The organism is Streptomyces sp. NPDC059524 (assembly GCF_042749255.1).
In the GTDB taxonomy this organism is placed as follows: Bacteria; Actinomycetota; Actinomycetes; order Streptomycetales; family Streptomycetaceae; genus Streptomyces; species Streptomyces xanthii.
Map to the genome: position 1 here is coordinate 18,462 of NZ_JBHYTK010000010.1, position 19,973 is coordinate 38,434.

Here is a 19,973-nt window from a genome sequence, read left to right on the forward strand (position 1 = left end):
CCTACTGGGCGGCCGGCTGTCCCCCGGCGCCGGCGGCGCCCTCGGCGGCTCCGGTGGCCGAGCCCTCGTCGCCCGTACCGGATCCCGCGCTCTGCGACGGGGTGGGCGTGGGCGTCGGGCTCGTGGAGGCGCCCTCGTCGTCGGAGCCCGTCCCCGGGTCCGTACCGGAGTCGTCGCCCGAGCCGGTGCCCGTGCCGGCTCCGCTGTCCGGGTCGGTGCCGCTCCCCTTGCCGGTGCTGCCGCTCGGCGACGGGTCGGCCGGGCCGTCCTGGGCCGCGCCGCCGTCCTGCTGCCGCGTGCTGTCCTCGGTGCCGGTGCTGCTGCCGTCGGACGGTCGCGTGGACGTGCCGGGCGCGGGGGTGTCGTCGCCGGAGGACTTCCCATGGCCGGTGAAGGCGTCGCGGAACGTGGTGCTCCCGCTGTCTCCGTTGAAGCTGTGGCCGGACACGAGCTCGTACGTGGTGATGCCGCCCATGGTGACGCCGAACACGAGTGCGGCGGCGATCAACGGCCGCTTCCAGCTCTTGACGCGGGAGCGATGAACCGTGCCCTCGGTGAACTCGTCGCCCGTGCCCGCGAGCTCCGGCTCGGCGGGAGAGAGCGGGCCGGACGGGTCGTACGGGCCGGCGTCGGCGGTCCTGAGCAGGCGGGTCGCCTCGTCGACGGGGCTCGCGGCCAAAAGCTGGGTGCGCTCCGGGTCTGCCGTGCCGAGCAGCCGCGTCCGTTCCGGATCGCTCTCGGGGTCGTCGGGCAGGAGATCGGCGACGGCTCCGGTGTCGAGGATCCGGGTGCCGTCCTCGTCGGCCGGCCAGGCGTCGTCGTCGGCGCCGGAGGGGCGGCCCCAGGTCGTGGTGGTGGGCAGCACACCGGCGGCGGGCTGCGGGACGCCGGTCGCGACGGCCTTCTTGGAGGTCATGACCTGCGTGGCGTCCATGGAGGCGTCGGAGCGGAAGGTCCGGGGCACCGGACGCCCTTCCGCGGTGACGGGTACCTGACGGCCCTTCGGCTTCGTCTGGACCGCGGCGTCACGTATCTGCTCGCCGGTCCGCTTGAAGAAGTGCTGGAACACGGTGCCTCCGCAGGTCGCGAGGGCACTCACGACACCGGCGCCGAGGATCGTCCCGTAGACACCGAAGCTGGAGGCGAGTTTCGCGGCCACGACGGCGGCGACCGCACTGCCCGCCACCTGAGGCACGCTCAGATCCAGCCGCTTCTTCTCCTTGACCTCGTCCTGACCGTCTTTGGAGTTCTCCGGCTTCTCGCCCATCTGTGGATCTTGCCTGCCTTTCTCGACATAACGCCCAATACACAGGAAGCCCTCGAGGCTACGCGAACTTCTTGTGTCGCACGACAAGGGGACGTACGGACGAAGAGCGCAGTTCCGGTTCTGCAGATTTCGTGAAGCACGCCACGCGGATCCCCCACGAATCGCCCTTCCGGTACCGGGGGCCCGTACCCAACTCCCCTCCCCTGTGAGAAGTTCGGCGGCGTGCCGATCCACGTGAGTGGCCCGAATGGAGTACTGTTGCGAGCCCTGGGCCCGGTCTCCCGCCAGGGTGCCCGAGGCCTTCCAGGACCGTCAGGAGGGGGCTCGTTGCACAGGGTGACGACTTCGGTCACTTAGCGTTGCGAACAGGTAACCGTGCCATAACGGCGATCCTGGGCCCGTGCCCGACACGCCGGGCAACTCAGCAAGGTTGTGGCAGGCTGCACCCGGGCAGGCCACACTCGACTAGCGGAAGCAGCGACGCACGTGACGTCGGCAGGCACCACCCGGGAGGTCCCCATGCCCGAACTGCGTGTCGTGGCCGTCTCTAACGACGGCACACGGCTGGTGCTGAAGGCTGCGGACAGCACGGAGTACACGCTTCCGATCGACGAGCGCCTCCGGGCCGCGGTACGCGGCGACCGTCCGCGCCTCGGCCAGATCGAGATCGAGGTGGAGAGCCATCTCCGCCCCCGCGACATCCAGGCGCGTATACGAGCCGGTGCCTCCGCCGAGGAGGTCGCCCAGCTCGCGGGCATCCCCGTCGACCGTGTGCGCCGCTTCGAGGGCCCCGTGCTCGCGGAGCGTGCCTTCATGGCCGAGCGGGCCAGGAAGACTCCTGTGCGCCGTCCCGGCGAGAACACCGGCCCCCAACTCGGCGAGGCGGTGCAGGAGCGGCTCCTGCTGCGCGGCGCCGACAAGGAGACCGTCCAGTGGGACTCGTGGCGCCGCGACGACGGCACCTGGGAGGTCCTGCTCGTCTACCGGGTCGCGGGTGAGCCGCACTCGGCGAGCTGGACCTACGACCCGCCGCGCCGGCTCGTCCAGGCCGTGGACGACGAGGCGCGTTCGCTGATCGGCGAGTCCGACGACATCGGTGCGCCCGAACCCACGTTCCCGTTCGTGCCGCGGATCGCCCGGCTGCCCCGGGACCGACCGCTGGACCGCGCCCTGGACCGGCAGTTGGAGCGTCCGACGCCGCCGGAGCCCTCTTCCGAGGAGAACCTCCCGGCGATCGCGTCGTCGTCTTCGGAGCGGGACTCGCTGACCAGCCTCCTGGAGGCCGTGCCGAGTTACCGCGGCGACCTCGTGCTGCCGGAGCGTCCGTCGGCGGCCCCCGAGCCGCCTCCGCTGGAGGAGCCGGAGCCGCCCGCGGCCGCCGAGGCCGTGGAGGAGCCGCCCGCCGCGTCGGCCGGTGCGGGATCCGCGTACGCGGACGTCCTGATGCCGCGCAGCGTGGCGGGACACCGGGACCGGCTCACCGGGACCACGGACCGCCAGGCCGAGGCCGACGGGGTGCGTCCGGGACGCCGTGCCGCGGTGCCGAGTTGGGACGAGATCGTCTTCGGTACGCGCCGCAAGAAGCAGGACTGACAGAAGGCCAGGACTGCCTGAGGAAGCGGGAAGAACCAGTTCCCGTAGAGGCCGACGACAGCGTCGGGGTCCGCGCCGAGTGATCGGTGCGGGCCCCGACGGCGTCTCACCGCACGGGCGTCACTGGGGATCCGGGCCCGTCGCCACCGGACGGGACGCGTCCGAGGACCACTCCGACCAGGAACCCACGTAGAGCTGCGCGTCGATGCCCGCCACGGCCAGCGCGAGCACCTGGTGGGCGCCGGAGACTCCGGAGCCGCAGTACACGCCGACCTGGTCCGGATCGCCGGTCGCACCAAGGGACTTGAAGCGCTCCGCGAGCTCGGCCGCCGGGCGGAACCGGCCGTCCTCCGCGACGTTCTCCGTCGTCGGCGCCGACACCGCGCCCGGGATGTGGCCGCCGATCCGGTCGATGGGCTCCACGTCGCCGCGGTAGCGCTCGGCCGCCCGCGCGTCCAGAAGGAGACCCGAGCGGGCCAGCGCGGCCGCGTCGTCCGCGTCGAGGAGGCCCCTGGCACCCGGTGCAGGGGTGAAGGTGCCGGCCCGCGGGGCCGGTACGGACGTCTCCAGGGGGCCGTCCCAGGCCGCGAGGCCGCCGTCCAGGACCCGTACGGACGGGTGACCGGTCCAGCGCAGCATCCACCAGGCGCGCGCCGCCGCCCAGCCCTGGCCGCCGTCGTACACGACCACGTCCCGGTCCGCCGAGACGCCCGCGGTCCGCATCGTGGCGCCGAACGCCTCCGTGTCGGGCAGCGGGTGGCGCCCGCTCGCACCCGCGTGGCCTGCCAGTTCCGCGTCCAGGTCGATGAAGACGGCCCCCGGGATGTGACCGGCGCGGTACTCCGCGCGGCCGTCGAAGGCGGGCTCGCCGGCGGCCTTGGCGGTGCTCAGCTGCCAGCGGACGTCGAGCAGCACGGGCGGGGTCGCCCCCGCCAACTCGCTCGCGAGTTCGGATGCGGTGATGATGGCATTCATGGAGGCCATCCTTGCTCATGGGCTGGCCCGAGCGGCGACGTTCGGCTAGCGTGCTCGATCGACTACCGAGCGTTCACCCCCGGTCACGGCCGGGATGTGGCGCCGCGACGACTGCGCGACCCGAATGCGGGCACCCAAGGCGAGGGCCCGGTCGGTTACGGCGTGGTCCGGGAGCTCCGCGCGGCACGGAGTGCCGCCATCAGAGGAGAGAGTGACGATGACCGAGGCAGCGGCCCGGCACGCACCTGGCACCCCCTGCTGGGTGAGCCTGATGGTGCACGACATGGCGGCGACCCAGGAGTTCTACAGGGCGCTGTTCGGCTGGGAGTTCGGGCCGGGCCCCGAGCAGCTCGGCCCGTACGTGCGGGCGCTGCTCGAAGGCAAGGAGGTGGCCGGGATCGGTCAGCTGCCGCCGGACCGGCAGTTCCCCGTGGCGTGGACGCCGTATCTGGCCTCGGACGACGCGGACGCGACCGCCGAGTCGGTGCGGCACTGCGGCGGCACCGTAGGGGTGGGGCCGCTGGACGCCGGGGAGGCGGGGCGGATGGCGATCGGCTCCGATCCGGAAGGCGCGGTGTTCGGCATCTGGCAGGCCGCTGCGCACCTGGGCACGGGGCTGACCGGGGTGCCGGGCACGGTGGCGTGGAACGAGCTGGTGACGCGGGAGACGGCGAGCGTCGCGAAGTTCTACGAGGCGGTGTTCGGATACGCCGAAGAGGCCGTCGTCTCGGCCGACTTCGACTGTCTGACGCTGTGTCTGGACGATCGACCCGTGGCGTCCGTGCAGGGCGTCGGGCATGCGCTCCCCCGGGATCGCGGGCCGCACTGGATGACGTACTTCGAGGTCACGGACGTGGACGAGTCCGTCGAGCGGGTCGCGGATCTGGGCGGGCATGTGGTGCGTCCGCCCCGGGACGGCGCGCACGGGCGGGTGGCGACGGTGGCGGACCCGGAGGGCGCGACGTTCGCGCTGGTGACGTCGCAGGAGCGGGAGCGGGACAGGTAGGCGTTCCTGCGGCCGGTGGCGCCGGGCGGTCAGTCGGCGGCGACGGGCAGCACGTCCGGGGACAGGGCTCCGGCGCGCGTGGAGGCGGCGGTCATCCGGCGCCGGTGGTGGCGCCGGCAGAGCACCTCGTAGCCGATCTCGTCCTCGGCGTGGTTCACGTCGCCGACCACGACCTGGGCGCCCTCGACGACCATCTCGCCGTTGATCGTGCGCGCGTTGTGGGTGGCGCGGGCTCCGCACCAGCAGAGCGCCTCGACCTGCAACACCTCGACGCGGTCGGCCAGTTCGACCAAGCGCTGCGAGCCGGGGAACAGCTTGGAGCGGAAGTCGGTGGTGATCCCGAAGGCGTAGACGTCCAGGTCCAGGTCGTCGACGACGCGGGCGAGCTGGTCGATCTGGCCGGGCGCGAGGAACTGGGCCTCGTCGGCGATCACGTAGTCCACCCTGCCGCCCTGGGAGAGGTGCTCGACGACGTACGCGTACACGTCCAGGTCGTCGGCGACCTCGACGGCGTCGGTGACCAGGCCGAGGCGCGAGGAGAGCTTGCCCTCGCCGGCCCGGTCGTCGCGGGTGAAGATCATGCCCTGGAGGCCGCGCGCGGAGCGGTTGTGCTCGATCTGCAGAGCCAGGGTGCTCTTTCCGCAGTCCATCGTTCCGGAGAAGAACACCAGCTCGGGCATGGGGAAGTGAGCACCTTTCAGGGGGAGTTCAGGGAGGACTGACGGGTCGGTCGGGCGGGCGTGGCGCGTTCAGGAGCGTACTTCGAGAAGGGGCACGAGCTGCTCTGCCTCCGTCATGGAGCCGTGGTTGCCGACCATCTTCGACTCGTTCGGCTCGTTCTCGGACGCGATGATGACGACGTCGTCGCGGGCGGCCGCGATCACGTCGCCGAGGCGCTCGTAGACCCGTTGATCGATCTGTGGACCGAACCAGCCGGCGGCGATCGCCTCGTCGCGGCTCGCGATCCAGAACTGCTCGCCGAGGACCTCGCGCCACACGGCGAGGACGTCGCCCTGGGCGCCCGGGACCGCGTACACGTGGCGCGCGCGGCCCTCGCCGCCGAGCAGGGCGACTCCGGCGCGCAGCTCCCAGTCCTCGTCGAAGTCGATGCGGGACTGCTCGTCGAAGGGGATGTCGATCATGCCGTGGTCGGCGGTGACGTACAGGGCGCTGCGGGGCGGGAGCTGCTCGGCGAGGCGCTGGGCGAGGCGGTCGACGTACATGAGCTGGCCGCGCCAGGCGTCGGAGTCGACGCCGAAGCGGTGCCCCTTGCCGTCGACCTCGCTGTAGTAGGTGTAGACGAGCGAGCGGTCGCCCGCCGCGAGTTGCTCGGCGGCCAGGTCCATGCGGTCCTCGCCGGAGAGGCGGCCGTGGAAGGTGCCGCCGCTAAGCGCGATCTTGGTGAGCGGTGTCGACTCGAAGGCGGGTGCGGAGACCTGTGCGGTGTGCACTCCGGCGGCGTGGGCGCGCTGGAAGACGGTCGGGTACGGCTGCCAGGTCTGCGGCTTCGTCCACGGGTTCCAGCGGAGCTGGTTCATGAGCTCGCCGGTGTCCGGGTTGCGCACCGTGTAGCCGGGCAGGCCGTGGGCGCCGGGCGGCAGGCCGGTGCCGACCGAGGCGAGGGAGGTCGCGGTGGTGGCCGGGTAGCCCGCGGTGATCGGGCGGCCGGTGCCGCCGCGCGAGGACGCCATGAGCGAGCTGAGGAAGGGTGCCTCGTCGGGGTGCTCGCGCAGCTGGCGCCAGCCGAGGCCGTCGATGAGGAAGACGCAGGCGCGGTCGGCCGGGGCGAGCTCGGGGATCGCCGCGGTGCAGTCGGGGACGCCGAGGTGGGAGCCGAGGGTCGGCAGCAGGTCGGCGAGGGAGCCGGAGCCGTACGCCGGGACGGGAGCGGTGTGGACGGGCAGGGGCTCTACGTCGTCCCAGGCGGCCTGGGTCATCGGCGTCCCGCGTCCGCTGTCGCCTCGGACAGGGACTGGGCGAAGGTCAGGGCCTGGCGGACCGTCTCCGGGCCGTCGCCGGCCTCGCTGACGCGCAGGCTCAGGTCGTCCGCGGTGGAGCTGCCCGTGTAGCCGTGGTCCGCCTCGCAGTTCGGGTCGCCGCAGGCGGCGGGCTCGAGGTCGATGCGGGAGACGGCGCCCCAGCCGATGGTCAGGACGACCTCGCGCGGCAGGGTGCCGGGGACGTACTTCTCGGGGTTCGCCACGACGCGGCTGAGGACGACCGAGGAGATCCGGCCGATCTTGACGGACTCGGTGGAGGTCGTCGCGTAGGGCGTCGGGGAGGTGCTGTCGGCGGCCTGCTCGTCGGTGTGGCTGACGATGAAGCGGGTGTCGGTCAGGACCAGGACGGTGACATGACGGCGCACCTCGTTCGCGTCGAACGTGGTCTCCTGGTGCACGAGGTACGACGAGATCGCCTCGCCGCCCACCGCGGCCTCGACCGCCTCGGCCACGAGGGCCGGGTAGTAGCCGCTGCGCTCGATCGCCGCGCGCAGCCCTTGGGTCGTCGTACTGGTCTTGGCCATGCCGTCCATCCTAAGGCCCGTGCGGAGGCCTCCGGTGCGCCTGTGGACAACGCTCGCGGGGCCCCGGCCCGCCCGTGGCCGGGTCAGAAGGCGACGGGAAGGGTGCGGGGGCCGAGGTCGTCGCGGGCGGGTGGTGGCGCGAGGCGGACGGAGGCGCCGAGGACGGTGACGCCGTCCTGGGCGACCACGACCGGCTCGAGGGCGACCGCCACGACCTCGGGGTGGTCGTCGACGAGTCTCGAGACGCGCTGGAGGACCTCCTCCAGGGCGGGTGTGTCCACGGGGGCGGCGCCGCGCCAGCCGAACAGGATCGGTGAGGTCTTGATCGAGCGGACGATCGCCTGGGCGTCCTTGTCGGTGACGGGGATCAGTCGGTGCGCGGTGTCACCGAGCAGCTCGGAGGGGGCTCCGGCGAGGCCGAAGGAGAGCACGGCGCCGGCCGCGGGGTCGATGACCGCGCGGACGACGGTGTCGACGCCGCGCGGTGCCATCGCCTGGACCACGGGGCGCAGCTCGGCCGGCTTGCCGAGGCGGTCGGTGAGCTCTTCGTAGGCGCGACGCAGCTCGCGCTCGTCGGCGAGGTCGAGGCGGACGCCGCCGAGGTCGGCGCGGTGGCGCAGGTGCGGGGCGGTGGTCTTGAGCGCGACCGGGTAGCCGAGCGCGGCGGCGGCCTGTGCCGCCTGGTCCGCGTCGAGGGCGGGCAGGGTCTGGCGGACGGTGATCCCGTAGTGGGCGAGGAGGGTGCGGGTGTCCTCCGGGGTGAGCTCGGCCCCGCGCGGGTCGTCGTCGGCGGCGAGCGCGGCGGCGATCAGGGCGGCGGCCCCGGTCTCGTCGATGTCCTCGTACTCGGGGACCTTGCCGGGCTCGGCCGCGTCGCGCCGCCACTGGGCGTACTTGACCACTTCGGAGAGGGCGTGGACGGCGCGCTCGGCGGCCGGGTAGGCGGGGATGAGGCGCGGGGTGGCGCCGGCCGGGGTCTCGGCCGTGGCGGGGGCCGGGCGGGGGGCCTGGGTGTCGGGCGCGTTGGGTCCGGTGCTGACCGCGCGGGAGAGGGCTTCGGCAAGGCCGCCGAGCTCGACGTGGACGACGAGGACCGGCTTGGCGGGCACGGTGGCCGCGGCGGCGCTGAGGGCGGCCGCGAGCTCGGCGTCGCCGGTGATGTCCTCCCCCACGGCGGGCATCGCGGTGACGACGACGGCGTCGGTCTTGTCGTCGGCGAGGGCGGCTTCGAGCGCGGCGCGGAAGTCGGCGGCGGTGGCGGCGGTGGTCAGGTCGCGGGGCGGCTTGGGGCGCAGGCCTTCGGAGAGGCACACGTCGTAGGTGAGCAGGCCGAGCGATTCCGAGTTGCCCAGGATGGCGACGCGGGGGCCGGCGGGCAGCGGCTGGCGGGCCAGGAGGAGGCCGGTGTCGACGAGCTCGGTGATGGTGTCGACGCGGATCACACCGGCCTGGCGCAGGAGGGCGGAGACCGTGCCGTAGGGCAGGCGGGTGGCGCGGACGGTGTGCCCGGTGGGGGCGACTCCACTGTGCCGGGCGCCCTGGACGACCACGAGGGGCTTGGCGGTGGCGGTGCGGCGGGCGAGGCGGGTGAACTTGCGGGGGTTGCCGATCGATTCGAGGTACATGAGGGCGACGTCGGTGTCGGGGTCGTCGTACCAGTACTGCAGGACGTCGTTGCCGGAGACGTCCGCGCGGTTGCCCGCGGAGACGAAGGTGGAGACGCCGGTGACTCCGGTGACGCCGCCGCCGCGGCGGTGCAGGCGGGACAGGAGGGCGATGCCGATGGCGCCGGACTGGGCGAACAGTCCGATGCGGCCCGGGCGTGGCATCTCGGGGGCGAGCGAGGCGTTGAGCCGTACGTCGGGCGAGGTGTTGACGATCCCGAAGGCGTTCGGTCCGACGAGGCGCATCCCGTAGGTGCGGGCCTGGCGGACGAGGGCGCGCTGGCGCTCGCGTCCTTCGGGGCCGCTCTCGGCGTATCCGGCGGACAGGACGACGATCCCCTGGACGCCGCGCTCGCCGCATTCGGCGACGACCTCGGGCACCTGGGGGGCGGGGACGGCGACGACGGCCAGGTCGACGGGGACCGCCGGGTCGATGTCGCGCACGGAGCGGTGGGCGGGGACGCCCTCGGCCTCGGTGAGGCCTTCCGGGTAGGCCTTGTTGACTGCGTAGAGGGGGCCGGTGAATCCGGCCTCCTTCAGGTTGTGCAGAACGCTGCGGCCCACTCCGCCCGCGGTGCGTCCGACGCCGATCACGGCGACGGAGCCGGGGGCGAGGAGCCGGTGGACGGAGCGGGCCTCGGCGCGCTGCTCGCGGGCGCGCTGCACGGCGAGGGAGGCCTCGGTGGGCTCCAGGTCGAACTCGAGGCGTACGACGCCGTCCTCGAAGCTGCGCTTCTGAGTGTATCCGGCGTCCGTGAAGACCTTGATCATCTTGGTGTTGGCGGGGAGCACCTCGGCGGCGAACCGGCGGATGCCGCGCTCGCGCGCGACGGCCGCGATGTGCTCCAGAAGGGCGGAGGCCACGCCGCGTCCCTGGTGGGCGTCCTGCACGAGGAAGGCGACCTCGGCCTCGTCCGCGGGCGCGGAGGCGGGCCGGCCGTGGGTGTCGATCCGGTCGTAGCGCACCGTCGCGATGAACTCGCCGCCCACGGTGGCGGCGAGTCCCACCCGGTCCACGTAGTCGTGATGGGTGAAGCGGTGGACGTCCTTGGCGGACAGCCGGGGGTAGGGGGCGAAGAAGCGGTAGTACTTCGACTCGTCCGACACCTGCTCGTAGAAGCTGGTCAGCCGGTCCGCGTCGTCGGTGGTGATGGGCCTGATCCGCGCGGTGCCGCCGTCGCGCAGCACGACGTCGGCCTCCCAGTGGGCGGGGTAGGCGTGCCGGTCCGACGGGGTCTCCATGCGGCAAGAGTAGGGCGGACCGCCGACAAGTGGCGCCTGTCGTACGGGTCGCGTGCCCGGCGGCCCGGGGGCACGCTAAGGGGGTCCGATGGGCTGCGGCCCGGGGGATCCGGGTCCGCAGCCCGGTGTGCTTAGAATGGTCTAGACAACCTTGAGTCATCTGAAGGGCAGCATCACATGGCTGAGCGCCGCGTCAACGTCGGCTGGGCCGAGGGCCTTCACGCCCGCCCCGCTTCCATCTTCGTCCGCGCGGCCACGGCGGCCGGCGTCCCCGTGACCATCGCCAAGGCCGACGGCAACCCCGTCAACGCCGCCTCCATGCTCGCCGTACTGGGCCTGGGCGCCCAGGGTGGCGAGGAGATCGTCCTGGCCTCCGACGCCGAGGGTGCGGACGTCGCGCTCGACCGTCTGGCCAAGCTGGTCGCCGAGGGCCTCGACGAGCTTCCCGAGACCGTCTGAAATCGCTGAGCGCCGACTCCACGGCGTTCGGCGTCAGAACCGCGCGTTCCCTTCGGGGGCGCGCGGTTCCGCATTTCCCGGACGTATTCCTGCTTCCACACCTGGGACGGCGAGCGCAATTCATCACCGAAAGACCCGACGCGGAAATTCCCTGAATGAATTCAGGCAGGGAAAACTCCGGGCGGGCCATTCCATGAATGCCGTACGTCTTTGTATACGGCGGCCGTGTTAATGGTGGAGCCCGGTCGTGTTGACGGCATGTTGCGAAGTCCTCACACGCTCGCCCGCGCGGGGCACGCGCAGCCGGTGGACGGTCGCCTCGCGTGCGATGTGCGCGGCCGTCAGGGTGCGGGCGCGCTCGACGTCGCGACGGGCCACCGCGTCGACGACCGCGCCGTGCTCGGCCCAGGACTCGACGGGCCGCTCGGGGATCTCGACCGCGTACATCCACGCGATCTTGTGCCGGACCTGGGTGAGCAGGGTGATGAGGCCGGGGCTGGCGGAGGCCTGGGCGAGCGTCTCGTGGAACCAGGCGCCCAGGGGCCGCAGATCCTCGCCGCCCCCTTCCTTCGAGCGCTCCTGCCCCAGCCTGACCAGGCCCCGCAGCACCTTGAGGTGGGCGTCCGTGCGGCGCTGCGCGGCGCGGGCGGCGCCGAGCGGTTCGAGGAGCATGCGGATCTCCAGGAGATCGGCCGCCTCCTGCTCGGTGGGCTCGGCCACGCACGCGCCCGCGTGCCTGCGCGTGACGACGAAGCCCTCCGCCTCCAGGGTGCGCAGCGCCTCACGGACCGGCACGCGCGAGACTCCGTAGCGGCGCGCGAGCAGTTCCTCGGTGAGTCTGCTGCCGCGCTCGTACACGCCCGCGACGATGTCGTCGCGGATCGCCGTGCATACCGAGTGCGCGGGAATGCGCATGCCCCGACCTCCGCCTTGCTCTCCGCCCGATCCCCGCGCATGACGGAGAGCGGGCGCCCCTGAAAAGCGCGATCGGCACCGATTTCCGCGCGCTCGTCCAGTGACTCTATTCCACCGCGCTCGAATTTCCGACGGGAGCTTGGAATCGAGGGATATTTTTTGGACAGCGGGGACTGGGCGCGGGATCGGCGGGATGCGGGAACGCGAAAGCCCCGGCGGTCGGCCGGGGCTTTCCTGCGGTGCGTGCTGCGGGCGTCGGGTCGGACGCCTCAGATGCCCACGCCGTGCGAGCGGAGGTACGCGACGGGGTCGATGTCCGAGCCGTACTCGGGCGTCGTGCGGGCCTCGAAGTGGAGGTGCGGGCCGGTCACGTTGCCGGTGGCGCCGGAGAGGCCTATCTGCTGACCGGGCGTCACGCTCTGGCCGACGGAGACACCGATCGACGACAGGTGGCCGTACTGGGTGTACGTGCCGTCGTTCATCTTGATCACGATGTTGTTGCCGTAGGCGCCGCCCCAGCCGGCCTCCACGACGGTGCCCGAGCCGACCGCGTGGACGGTCGTGCCGCTGGCGGCGTGGAAGTCGATGCCGGTGTGACTGCCGGAGGACCACAGGCCGCTGGACGCCTTGTAGGCGGTCGAGACGTACGAGCCGGAGATGGGCGCCACGTAGGTGTTGAGGCGCTTGCGCTCGGCCGCGCGGGCGGCACGCTCCTTGGCCTCGCGCTCCTTGGCCGCCTTCTCGGCGGCCTCACGGCGGGCTTCCTCGGCGCGGCGCTTGGCCTCGGCCTCGGCCTTCTTCTGCGCGGCGGCCTCTTCGGCGGCCTTCTTCTGGGCGGTCGCCTGGGCGTCGATCTGGGCGGCCAGGGTGTCGCCGATCGCGATGGCCTGCGTCAGACCGTTCTGGTCGGCGGGCGCGGCGGTGTCGGCGGCGAGAGCGGGGGCGGCGAGGCCTCCGATGACACCGGTCGTGGTGAGCGCCGCGACGCCGGCGACCTGCGCCGTGGTGCGCGTGAGGCGGCTCGGACGACGATGCTTCCCGGTGGCACGGGTGAACGCCATGGAGTGGCTGATCCTTTCCTTCCCTCTCGCCTACCGGGTTAGCTGACGGGTTCGGAGCAGGAAGGTCTCCTACGGGCCCCCTCCCCGTACGGGAAGAGCGTCCGATTCACCCCAGGGACTGCGGTGGGTCCCCGGCTCCCCTGGCTCGCGCCGTGGGGGACTCGGCGATGACTGTCCGGGGCCGCGGGCGCGGCTCATACGTGGCGAACAGCCGGACCGACGCTAAGCGGGACATCTTTCAATCAACAAACGGATCCCGGCTTTTGTAGCGCATGCCACAGGGCACACAGGCAACCTCTACATCAATTCGGGCATTTGCGACGCACGGTGGCGCGTCGGGCGAACCGAACAGCGTTCACGGGAAACGTGAGTGACGCCACGAAGCCCCGGAGGCCTGTGTGGCTTCCGGGGCTTCGTCCCGTTTCGGGCGGTGCCGCCCTGGCGTGGCGTCGTCGGCCGGCGACGACGGTCATGTGGTGGCGTCAGCCGGCGACGACCGTCACCTCGCCGATGCCGAGGGCCTTGACGGGCTCCTCGATCTGCGCGGCGTCGCCCACGAGGATCGTCACCAGGCGGTCCGCCGGGAAGGCGCTCACGACGGCCGCGGTGGCCTCCACGGTGCCCGTGGCGGCCAGTTGGCGGTACAGCTGGGCCTGGAAGTCCTCGGGCAGCTGCTGCTCGTCCTGGTCGGCGAGCGTGCCCGCGACGGCGGACGCGGTCTCGAACTTCAGCGGGGCCACACCCACCAAGTTCTGCACCGCCGTGTCCCGTTCGGCGTCCGTCAGTCCCTCGGCGGCCAGCTTGCGCAGCACCTTCCACAGGTCGTCGAGCGCCGGTCCGGTGTTCGGCGTGTCGACGGAACCGCTGATGGCGAGCATCGCGGCCCCGGTGCCGTCCGCCGTGGAGCGCAGCACCTGGGCGAAGGAGCGCACTCCGTAGGTGTAGCCCTTCTCCTCGCGCAGCACCCGGTCCAGACGGGAGGTCAGCGTGCCGCCCAGGCAGTACGTGCCGAGGATCTGGGCGGCCCACACGCGGTCGTGCTTGTCGGGGCCGATGCGGCCGATGAGCAGCTGCGTCTGGACGGCTCCGGGGCGGTCGACGATGACGACGCGTCCGGTGTCGTCGGCGGTGACCGGCGGGACGGGGCGCGGCTGCGTCGTGTCACCGGTCCAGGCGCCGAGCGTGTCCTTCAGGAGGGTGTCGAGGTCGACGCCCGAGAGGTCGCCCACCACGACGGCGGTGGCGGTGGCCGGGCGGACGTGCTGCTCGTAGAAGGCGCGCACGGCCGCCGCGTCGATGCCGGCGACGGTCTCCTCGCTGCCCTGCCGCGGGCGCGACATGCGCGACGTGGCGGGGAACAGCTGCTTGGAGAGCTCCTTGGCGGCACGGCGGGCCGGGTTGGCGCTCTCGTGCGGGATCTCGTCCAGGCGGTTGCGCACCAGGCGCTCGACCTCGCTGTCGGCGAAGGCGGGGGCGCGCAGGGCGTCCGCCAGCAGGCCGAGGGCCTTCGGGAGGCGGGAGACGGGCACCTCCAGGGAGACGCGGACGCCGGGGTGGTCGGCGTGCGCGTCCAAGGTGGCGCCACAGCGCTCCAGTTCCGCCGCGAACTCCTCCGCCGAGTGCTTGTCCGTGCCCTCGGAGAAGGCGCGCGCCATGATCGTGGCGACGCCGTCGAGACCCTCGGGCTCGGCGTCCAGCGGTGCGTCCAGGTTGATCTCGACGGCGACGACCTGCTGGCCGGGGCGATGGCAGCGCAGCACCGTGAGGCCGTTGCCGAGCGCGCCGCGCTGCGGGGCCGGGAAGGCCCACGGCTTGGCGTCGCCCGCTTGCGGCCGGGGGTGGAAGTCCATGGTCGCGAGCTGCTCGGTCACCGGCCCGCCTCCTCGTCGCTCTGGTCGCTCTCGTCGGATTCGTCGGTGTCCTCGGCCGCCGTGGGCTCGTAGACGAGGACCGAGCGGTTGTCGGGGCGCAGGCGGGCCTTGGCGACCTCCTGGACCTCCTCGGCGCTCACCTCGAGGACGCGCTGCACGGCCGTGAGGGCGAGCTGCGGGTCGCCGAAGAGGACGGCGTAGCGGCACAGCTCGTCGGCGCGGCCCGCGACGGTGCCGAGCCGGTCCAGCCACTCGCGCTCCAACTGGGCCTGCGCCCGCTCCATTTCCTCGGCGGTGGGCCCCTCCTCGGCGAACCGGGCGAGCTCCTCGTCCACGGCGGCCTCGATGACGGGCACCTCCACGTCGCCGGACGTCTTCACGTCCAGCCAGCCGAGGGAGGGAGCGCCGGCCAGGCGCAGCAGGCCGAAGCCGGCGGCCACAGCGGTGCGGTCCCGGCGCACCAGGCGGTTGTAGAGGCGCGAGGACTCGCCGCCGCCGAGGACGGTGAGGGCGAGGTCGGCGGCGTCGCACGCGCGCGTGCCGTCCTCGGGGAGCCGGTAGGCCGCCATCAGGGCGCGGGCCGGCACGTCCTCCTCGACGACCTCGCGGACCTGCTCGCCGATGACCTCGGGCAGGGCGCCGTCGCGCGGGGCGGCCTTGCCGTCGTGGCCCGGGATGGAACCGAAGTACTTCTCCACCCAGGCGAGCGTCTGCTCCGGGTCGATGTCGCCGACCACGGAGAGCACCGCGTTGTTCGGCGCGTAGTAGGTGCGGAAGAAGTTCCGCGCGTCCTCCAGGGTGGCCGCGTCCAGGTCGGCCATGGAGCCGATGGGCGTGTGGTGGTACGGGTGGCCCTCGGGGTACATGAGGGCGGTCAGCTTCTCGAACGCGGTGCCGTAGGGCACGTTGTCGTAGCGCTGGCGGCGCTCGTTCTTCACGACGTCCCGCTGGTTCTCCATCGACTCGTCGTCGAGGGCCGTGAGCAGGGAGCCCATGCGGTCGGCCTCCAGCCAGAGCGCGAGCTCCAGCTGGTGCGCGGGCATGGTCTCGAAGTAGTTCGTCCGCTCGAAGCTCGTCGTGCCGTTGAGGGAGCCGCCGGCGCCCTGGACCAGCTCGAAGTGGCCGTTGCCCGGCACCTGCTTCGAGCCCTGGAACATCAGGTGCTCGAAAAGGTGAGCCAGGCCCGTACGGCCCTTGACCTCGTGGCGCGAGCCGACGTCGTACCAGAGGCAGACCGCCGCGACCGGGGTCAGGTGGTCCTCGGAGAGCACCACGCGCAGGCCGTTGGCCAGCCGGTGCTCGGTCGCTGTCAGGCCGCCGGAGCCGGCCTCGGCCGTGGCCGTGTGACCCATGGGCATGTACGTCCCTTCGATCGCGGAGAACTGCGTGAACGCGCAGAACTGCTACCAGTCCCGCCACTGTATGCAAGCGTGCTGACGCCTGGCGAAGTTCCCGCCGGGGCTACGCCGAGAGCGAGCGGGAAGCGCCGCGCGGAGCGGGCCGGAACCACGGTGCGGGTCGAGCCGGGCGCGCCGCACGGGTAGCGTGCGAGCACCCGGCGGCGGCCGCGGACCCGTCGGTATGGACGGGTCGCGATCGGTGTTGTCAGTGGGGCGGTCCACAATGGTCCGCGACAGTTCTCGTTCATGTACCCGTTCATGTTGGTGAAGGAGCCGCAGCAGCGATGGCCCGCCGCAGCACGAAGACCCCGCCGCCCGACGACTTCGAGGAGAAGATCCTCGACATCGACGTGGTCGACGAAATGCAGGGCTCCTACCTGGAGTACGCGTACTCGGTCATCTACTCGCGTGCCCTGCCCGATGCGCGGGACGGGTTGAAGCCCGTCCACCGGCGGATCGTCTACCAGATGAACGAGATGGGCCTGCGCCCCGAGCGCGGCTACGTGAAGTGCGCCCGTGTCGTCGGCGAGGTCATGGGTAAGTTGCACCCCCACGGCGACACGTCGATCTACGACGCCCTGGTGCGCCTGGCCCAGCCCTTCTCGATGCGGGTCCCCCTGGTCGACGGTCACGGGAACTTCGGCTCGCTCGGCAACGACGACCGTCCGGCGGCCATGCGGTACACGGAGTGCCGCATGGACCCGGCCGCGTCGCTGATGACCGAGTCGATCGAAGAGAACACGGTCGACTTCACGCCGAACTACGACGGCCAGGAGCAGGAGCCCGTCGTCCTCCCGGCGGCGTACCCGAACCTGCTGGTGAACGGCACGTCCGGCATTGCGGTCGGCATGGCGACGAACATGCCGCCGCACAACCTGGGCGAAGTGATCGCCGCCGCGCGCCACTTGATCAAGCACCCGGGCGCCGACCTCGACACGCTCATGAGGTTCGTCCCCGGCCCGGACCTGCCCACGGGCGGCAAGGTCGTCGGCCTGTCCGGCATCAGGGACGCGTACGAGTCGGGCCGCGGCACCTTCAAGATCCGCGCGACCGTGTCGGTGGAGGCGGTGACGGCCCGCCGCAAGGGGCTGATCGTCACCGAGCTGCCCTTCGCGGTGGGGCCCGAGAAGGTCATCGCGAAGATCAAGGAACTGGTCAGCTCGAAGAAGCTCCAGGGCATCGCCGACGTCAAGGACCTCACGGACCGCGAGCACGGCCTGCGCCTGGTCATCGAGATCAAGAACGGCTTCGTGCCCGAGGCCGTCCTGGAGCAGCTCTACAAGCTGACGCCGATGGAGGAGTCCTTCGGTATCAACAATGTGGCGCTGGTCGACGGCCAGCCGCTCACGCTCGGCCTCAAGGAGCTCCTCGAGGTCTACCTGGACCACCGCTTCGACGTGGTCCGCCGCCGCAGCGAGTTCCGCCGCAGCAAGAAGCAGGACCGTCTCCACCTGGTGGAGGGTCTCCTCGTCGCCCTTCTGGACATCGACGAGGTCATCCGCCTGATCCGCTCCAGCGAGAACAGCGCGCAGGCCAAGGAGCGCCTGATCGAGCGCTTCTCGCTGACCGAGATCCAGACGCAGTACATCCTCGACACGCCGCTGCGCCGGCTCACCAAGTTCGACCGCATCGAGCTCGAGGCGGAGCGCGACAAGCTCAACGGCGAGATCGACGAGCTGACCGGCATCCTGGATTCCGACACCGAGCTGCGCAAGCTGGTCTCGGCCGAACTGGCGGCGGTGGCGAAGAAGTTCGGCACCGACCGGCGCACGGTGCTCCTGGAGTCCGCGGGGACCGCGGTGGCCGCGGTGCCGCTGCAGGTCGCCGACGACCCGTGCCGCGTGCTGCTGTCCTCGACGGGCCTGCTGGCCCGCACGGCGTCGGACGAGCCCTTCGCGGCGGACGACGACGGCAAGCGCGTCAAGCACGACGTGATCGTCTCGGCGGTGCCCGCGACGGCGCGCGGTGAGATCGGCGCCGTGACGTCGACGGGCCGTCTGCTGCGACTGAACGTGATCGACCTGCCCCAGCTCCCGCCGACGGCCACCGCGCCGAACCTGTCGGGCGGCGCGGCGATCTCCGAGTTCCTGTCCTCCCTGGAGGCCGACGAGCAGGTCGTGTGTCTCACGACGCTCGACGAGTCCTCGCCGGGGCTCGCGATCGGCACGGAGCAGGGTGTCGTGAAGCGTGTGGTGCCGGACTACCCGTCCAACAGGGAAGAGCTGGAAGTCATCACGCTGAAGGACGGCGACCGCATCGTGGGCGCGGTCGAGCTGCACACGGGCGAGGAGGACCTGGTCTTCGTCACGGACGACGCCCAGTTGCTGCGCTTCCAGGCATCGATCGTCCGGCCTCAGGGCCGGCCCGCGGGCGGTATGGCGGGCATCAAGCTGGCGACCGGAGCGAAGGTCATCTCCTTCACGGCGGTCGACCCGGCGGCCGACGCCGTGGTGTTCACCGTGGCGGGCTCGCGCGGCACGCTGGACGACTCGGTGCAGACGACGGCCAAGCTCACACCGTTCGACCAGTTCCCGAGGAAGGGCCGCGCCACGGGCGGTGTGCGCTGTCAGCGCTTCCTGAAGGGCGAGGACTGTCTGAGCCTGGCCTGGGCGGGCCCGGTGCCCGCGCGTGCGGCGCAGAAGAATGGCATGCCCGCCGAACTGCCGGAGATGGACCCGCGCCGTGACGGCTCGGGGGTCTCGCTCCCGAAGACGGTCTCGGTCGTGGCGGGCCCGGTCTAGATCTCCGCTGTGTCGTAGTCCGCTGCGTCCGGGGCGGGGTCGCCCTTGTCCTGGACGTAGCGCAGAACGCCCCACATGCCGCGCTCGTCCGCGGGGTGCGGGGCGTCGCTCTGTTCGCTCCCGCTCCCGCGCTCGCTCCCACTCCCGCTCTCGCACGCTGCGAGCTCGTCGTGGAGGGCCTCGGCGTCGATCCCGGATCCGATGAGGACGAGCTGCGTCAGCCGCGGCTCCCCCGCGGGCCACGCCTCCGGGTAGAAGCGCAGGAAGCGCCCGACGGCGTGCACGGCGTACCTGTTGCGCGGGTCGCCCGTGCCGAAGTCGACATATCCCTTGATGCGGTAGAGCCCTTCGGCCCGGCCGTCGAGGAAGGCCATCAGCCGGCGCGGGTCCATCGGCACTTCGGAGGTGAAGGCGACGCTGTCGTAGGCGGCGTGCAGATGCCCTCCGTGGTCCGCGCCTGGGCGAAGACCATCGCGGTGCTGGTCGTCGCGGTGCTGATCCTCGCGGTGCAGGTCGTCGAAAGAGAGCTGTCCGATCCGCTCCGTCGACGGCCGGCTGTCGAAGAGCAGGTCCGGGTCGATCCGCGCATAGGAGGCGGTCACGACGGCGGCACGCTCGGCCGCGCCCCGGACGGCGTCCAGGACGCGCTGCCTCTCGCCGTCCTCCACACGGTCGGCCTTGTTCACGACGACGAGGTCCGCGAGCGCCAGATGACGCTCCACTTCGGGGTGCTTCTCCCGTGTGGCGTCGAACTCTGCGGCGTCGACGACCTCCACCAGACCGCCGTAGACGACCCGCGGATTCTCGCTGGCGAGGACCATCCGGACGAGCTCCTGCGGCTCCGCGATCCCGCTCGCCTCGATGACGATGACGTCGATGGCATGCAGGTCATTGACCGGACGAGTCAACTTGTCGAGATAGACGTCAAGTTCACCGGCATCCACGGCACAGCACAGACAACCGTTGCCGAGCGAGACGGTGGAGTCCCCCAGTTGCCCGGCGACGGCCATGGCGTCGATCTCGATCGACCCGAAGTCGTTGACGATCGCTCCGATGCGGGTGCCCCCGCTGTGGTGCAGCAGGTGATTGAGCAACGTGGTCTTCCCCGAGCCGAGGAAGCCCGCGAGGACGACGACGGGGATCTGCTGCGGGCTGGCCTTGCTCAACGCGACCTCTCTCACGGGGCGGCTCTCGTACGAAGGATGACTGCTGCCCCAGAATACGAGCGCGTAGAAAGCCCACGAAGTGAACGATT

The 19,973-nt window shown here is 71.9% G+C and carries 15 protein-coding genes and 1 riboswitch; of the genes, 4 read left to right on the top strand and 11 right to left on the bottom strand.

Annotated features, from left to right (window positions below; genetic code table 11):
- Nucleotide 1 precedes the first annotated feature (1 nt).
- Entirely contained in the window at nt 2-1,267 is a 1,266-nt protein-coding gene (locus ACFW9D_RS04650) for a hypothetical protein (RefSeq protein ID WP_384617730.1), read from the bottom strand.
- Nucleotides 1,268-1,786: 519 nt separating this feature from the next.
- On the opposite strand from ACFW9D_RS04650, the gene sepH reads away from it, so the two are divergent.
- Entirely contained in the window at nt 1,787-2,860 is a 1,074-nt protein-coding gene (gene sepH / locus ACFW9D_RS04655) for a septation protein SepH (RefSeq protein ID WP_188336410.1), read from the top strand.
- 120 nt (nt 2,861-2,980) lie between these two features.
- Here sepH and ACFW9D_RS04660 read toward each other — a convergent pair whose 3' ends face one another.
- Nucleotides 2,981-3,835, bottom strand: coding sequence for a sulfurtransferase (locus ACFW9D_RS04660; protein ID WP_384617732.1), 855 nt, complete (start codon nt 3,833-3,835; stop codon nt 2,981-2,983).
- Between the two features lie 217 nt (nt 3,836-4,052).
- Between ACFW9D_RS04660 and ACFW9D_RS04665 the strand changes: the two genes are divergently transcribed.
- Nucleotides 4,053-4,841 (top strand): VOC family protein, encoded by a 789-nt coding sequence (locus ACFW9D_RS04665; RefSeq protein ID WP_384617735.1) that lies wholly within the window; start codon nt 4,053-4,055, stop codon nt 4,839-4,841.
- 29 nt (nt 4,842-4,870) lie between these two features.
- Here ACFW9D_RS04665 and ACFW9D_RS04670 read toward each other — a convergent pair whose 3' ends face one another.
- The 4 genes from ACFW9D_RS04670 to ACFW9D_RS04685 all read right to left on the bottom strand — a co-directional run bounded on the left by ACFW9D_RS04670 (nt 4,871) and on the right by ACFW9D_RS04685 (nt 10,271).
- Nucleotides 4,871-5,521, bottom strand: a complete 651-nt coding sequence (locus ACFW9D_RS04670; protein WP_188336413.1) for a thymidine kinase — start codon at nt 5,519-5,521, stop codon at nt 4,871-4,873.
- A 69-nt stretch (nt 5,522-5,590) separates the two neighbouring features.
- Entirely contained in the window at nt 5,591-6,778 is a 1,188-nt protein-coding gene (locus ACFW9D_RS04675; protein ID WP_188336414.1) for an alkaline phosphatase family protein, read from the bottom strand.
- The gene (locus ACFW9D_RS04680) at nt 6,775-7,365 is read right to left on the bottom strand and encodes a DUF5998 family protein (RefSeq protein WP_188336415.1); all 591 of its coding nucleotides are present in this window, start codon (nt 7,363-7,365) and stop codon (nt 6,775-6,777) included. Before ACFW9D_RS04680 ends, ACFW9D_RS04675 begins: the two co-directional genes overlap by 4 nt.
- 83 nt (nt 7,366-7,448) lie before the next feature.
- Complete coding sequence (locus ACFW9D_RS04685) at nt 7,449-10,271, bottom strand: GNAT family N-acetyltransferase (protein ID WP_384617737.1); 2,823 nt, start codon at nt 10,269-10,271, stop codon at nt 7,449-7,451.
- A 177-nt stretch (nt 10,272-10,448) separates the two neighbouring features.
- Here ACFW9D_RS04685 and ACFW9D_RS04690 point away from each other — a divergent pair, with 177 nt between their 5' ends.
- Nucleotides 10,449-10,730, top strand: coding sequence for an HPr family phosphocarrier protein (locus ACFW9D_RS04690; protein ID WP_188336417.1), 282 nt, complete (start codon nt 10,449-10,451; stop codon nt 10,728-10,730).
- A 228-nt stretch (nt 10,731-10,958) separates the two neighbouring features.
- Here the strand turns inward: ACFW9D_RS04690 and ACFW9D_RS04695 are convergent, their stop codons facing one another.
- The 4 genes from ACFW9D_RS04695 to ACFW9D_RS04710 form a co-directional block, all read right to left on the bottom strand.
- Nucleotides 10,959-11,645 carry a GntR family transcriptional regulator gene (locus tag ACFW9D_RS04695; protein ID WP_384617741.1) on the bottom strand — a complete coding sequence of 229 codons (687 nt, stop codon included), beginning with the start codon at nt 11,643-11,645 and terminating at the stop codon, nt 10,959-10,961.
- 269 nt (nt 11,646-11,914) lie between these two features.
- Nucleotides 11,915-12,706: a M23 family metallopeptidase gene (locus ACFW9D_RS04700; RefSeq protein WP_188336419.1), complete on the bottom strand. Its 792-nt coding sequence runs from the start codon at nt 12,704-12,706 to the stop codon at nt 11,915-11,917.
- A 12-nt stretch (nt 12,707-12,718) separates the two neighbouring features.
- Nucleotides 12,719-12,883: riboswitch (cyclic di-AMP (ydaO/yuaA leader) on the bottom strand.
- 305 nt (nt 12,884-13,188) lie between these two features.
- A complete protein-coding gene (locus tag ACFW9D_RS04705) occupies nt 13,189-14,556 on the bottom strand; it encodes a M16 family metallopeptidase (RefSeq protein WP_384617813.1) in 1,368 nt (455 codons plus the stop codon).
- 17 nt (nt 14,557-14,573) lie between these two features.
- On the bottom strand, nt 14,574-15,929 hold the full coding sequence (locus tag ACFW9D_RS04710; RefSeq protein WP_188341259.1) for a pitrilysin family protein: 1,356 nt from the start codon (nt 15,927-15,929) through the stop codon (nt 14,574-14,576).
- Nucleotides 15,930-16,261: 332 nt separating this feature from the next.
- On the opposite strand from ACFW9D_RS04710, the gene ACFW9D_RS04715 reads away from it, so the two are divergent.
- Nucleotides 16,262-18,718, top strand: a complete 2,457-nt coding sequence (locus tag ACFW9D_RS04715; RefSeq protein WP_384617744.1) for a DNA topoisomerase (ATP-hydrolyzing) subunit A — start codon at nt 16,262-16,264, stop codon at nt 18,716-18,718.
- On the opposite strand, the gene ACFW9D_RS04720 is transcribed toward ACFW9D_RS04715, so the two are convergent.
- The gene (locus ACFW9D_RS04720; protein WP_384617745.1) at nt 18,715-19,884 is read right to left on the bottom strand and encodes a CobW family GTP-binding protein; all 1,170 of its coding nucleotides are present in this window, start codon (nt 19,882-19,884) and stop codon (nt 18,715-18,717) included. The genes ACFW9D_RS04715 and ACFW9D_RS04720 overlap by 4 nt on opposite strands.
- Nucleotides 19,885-19,973: the final 89 nt, after the last annotated feature.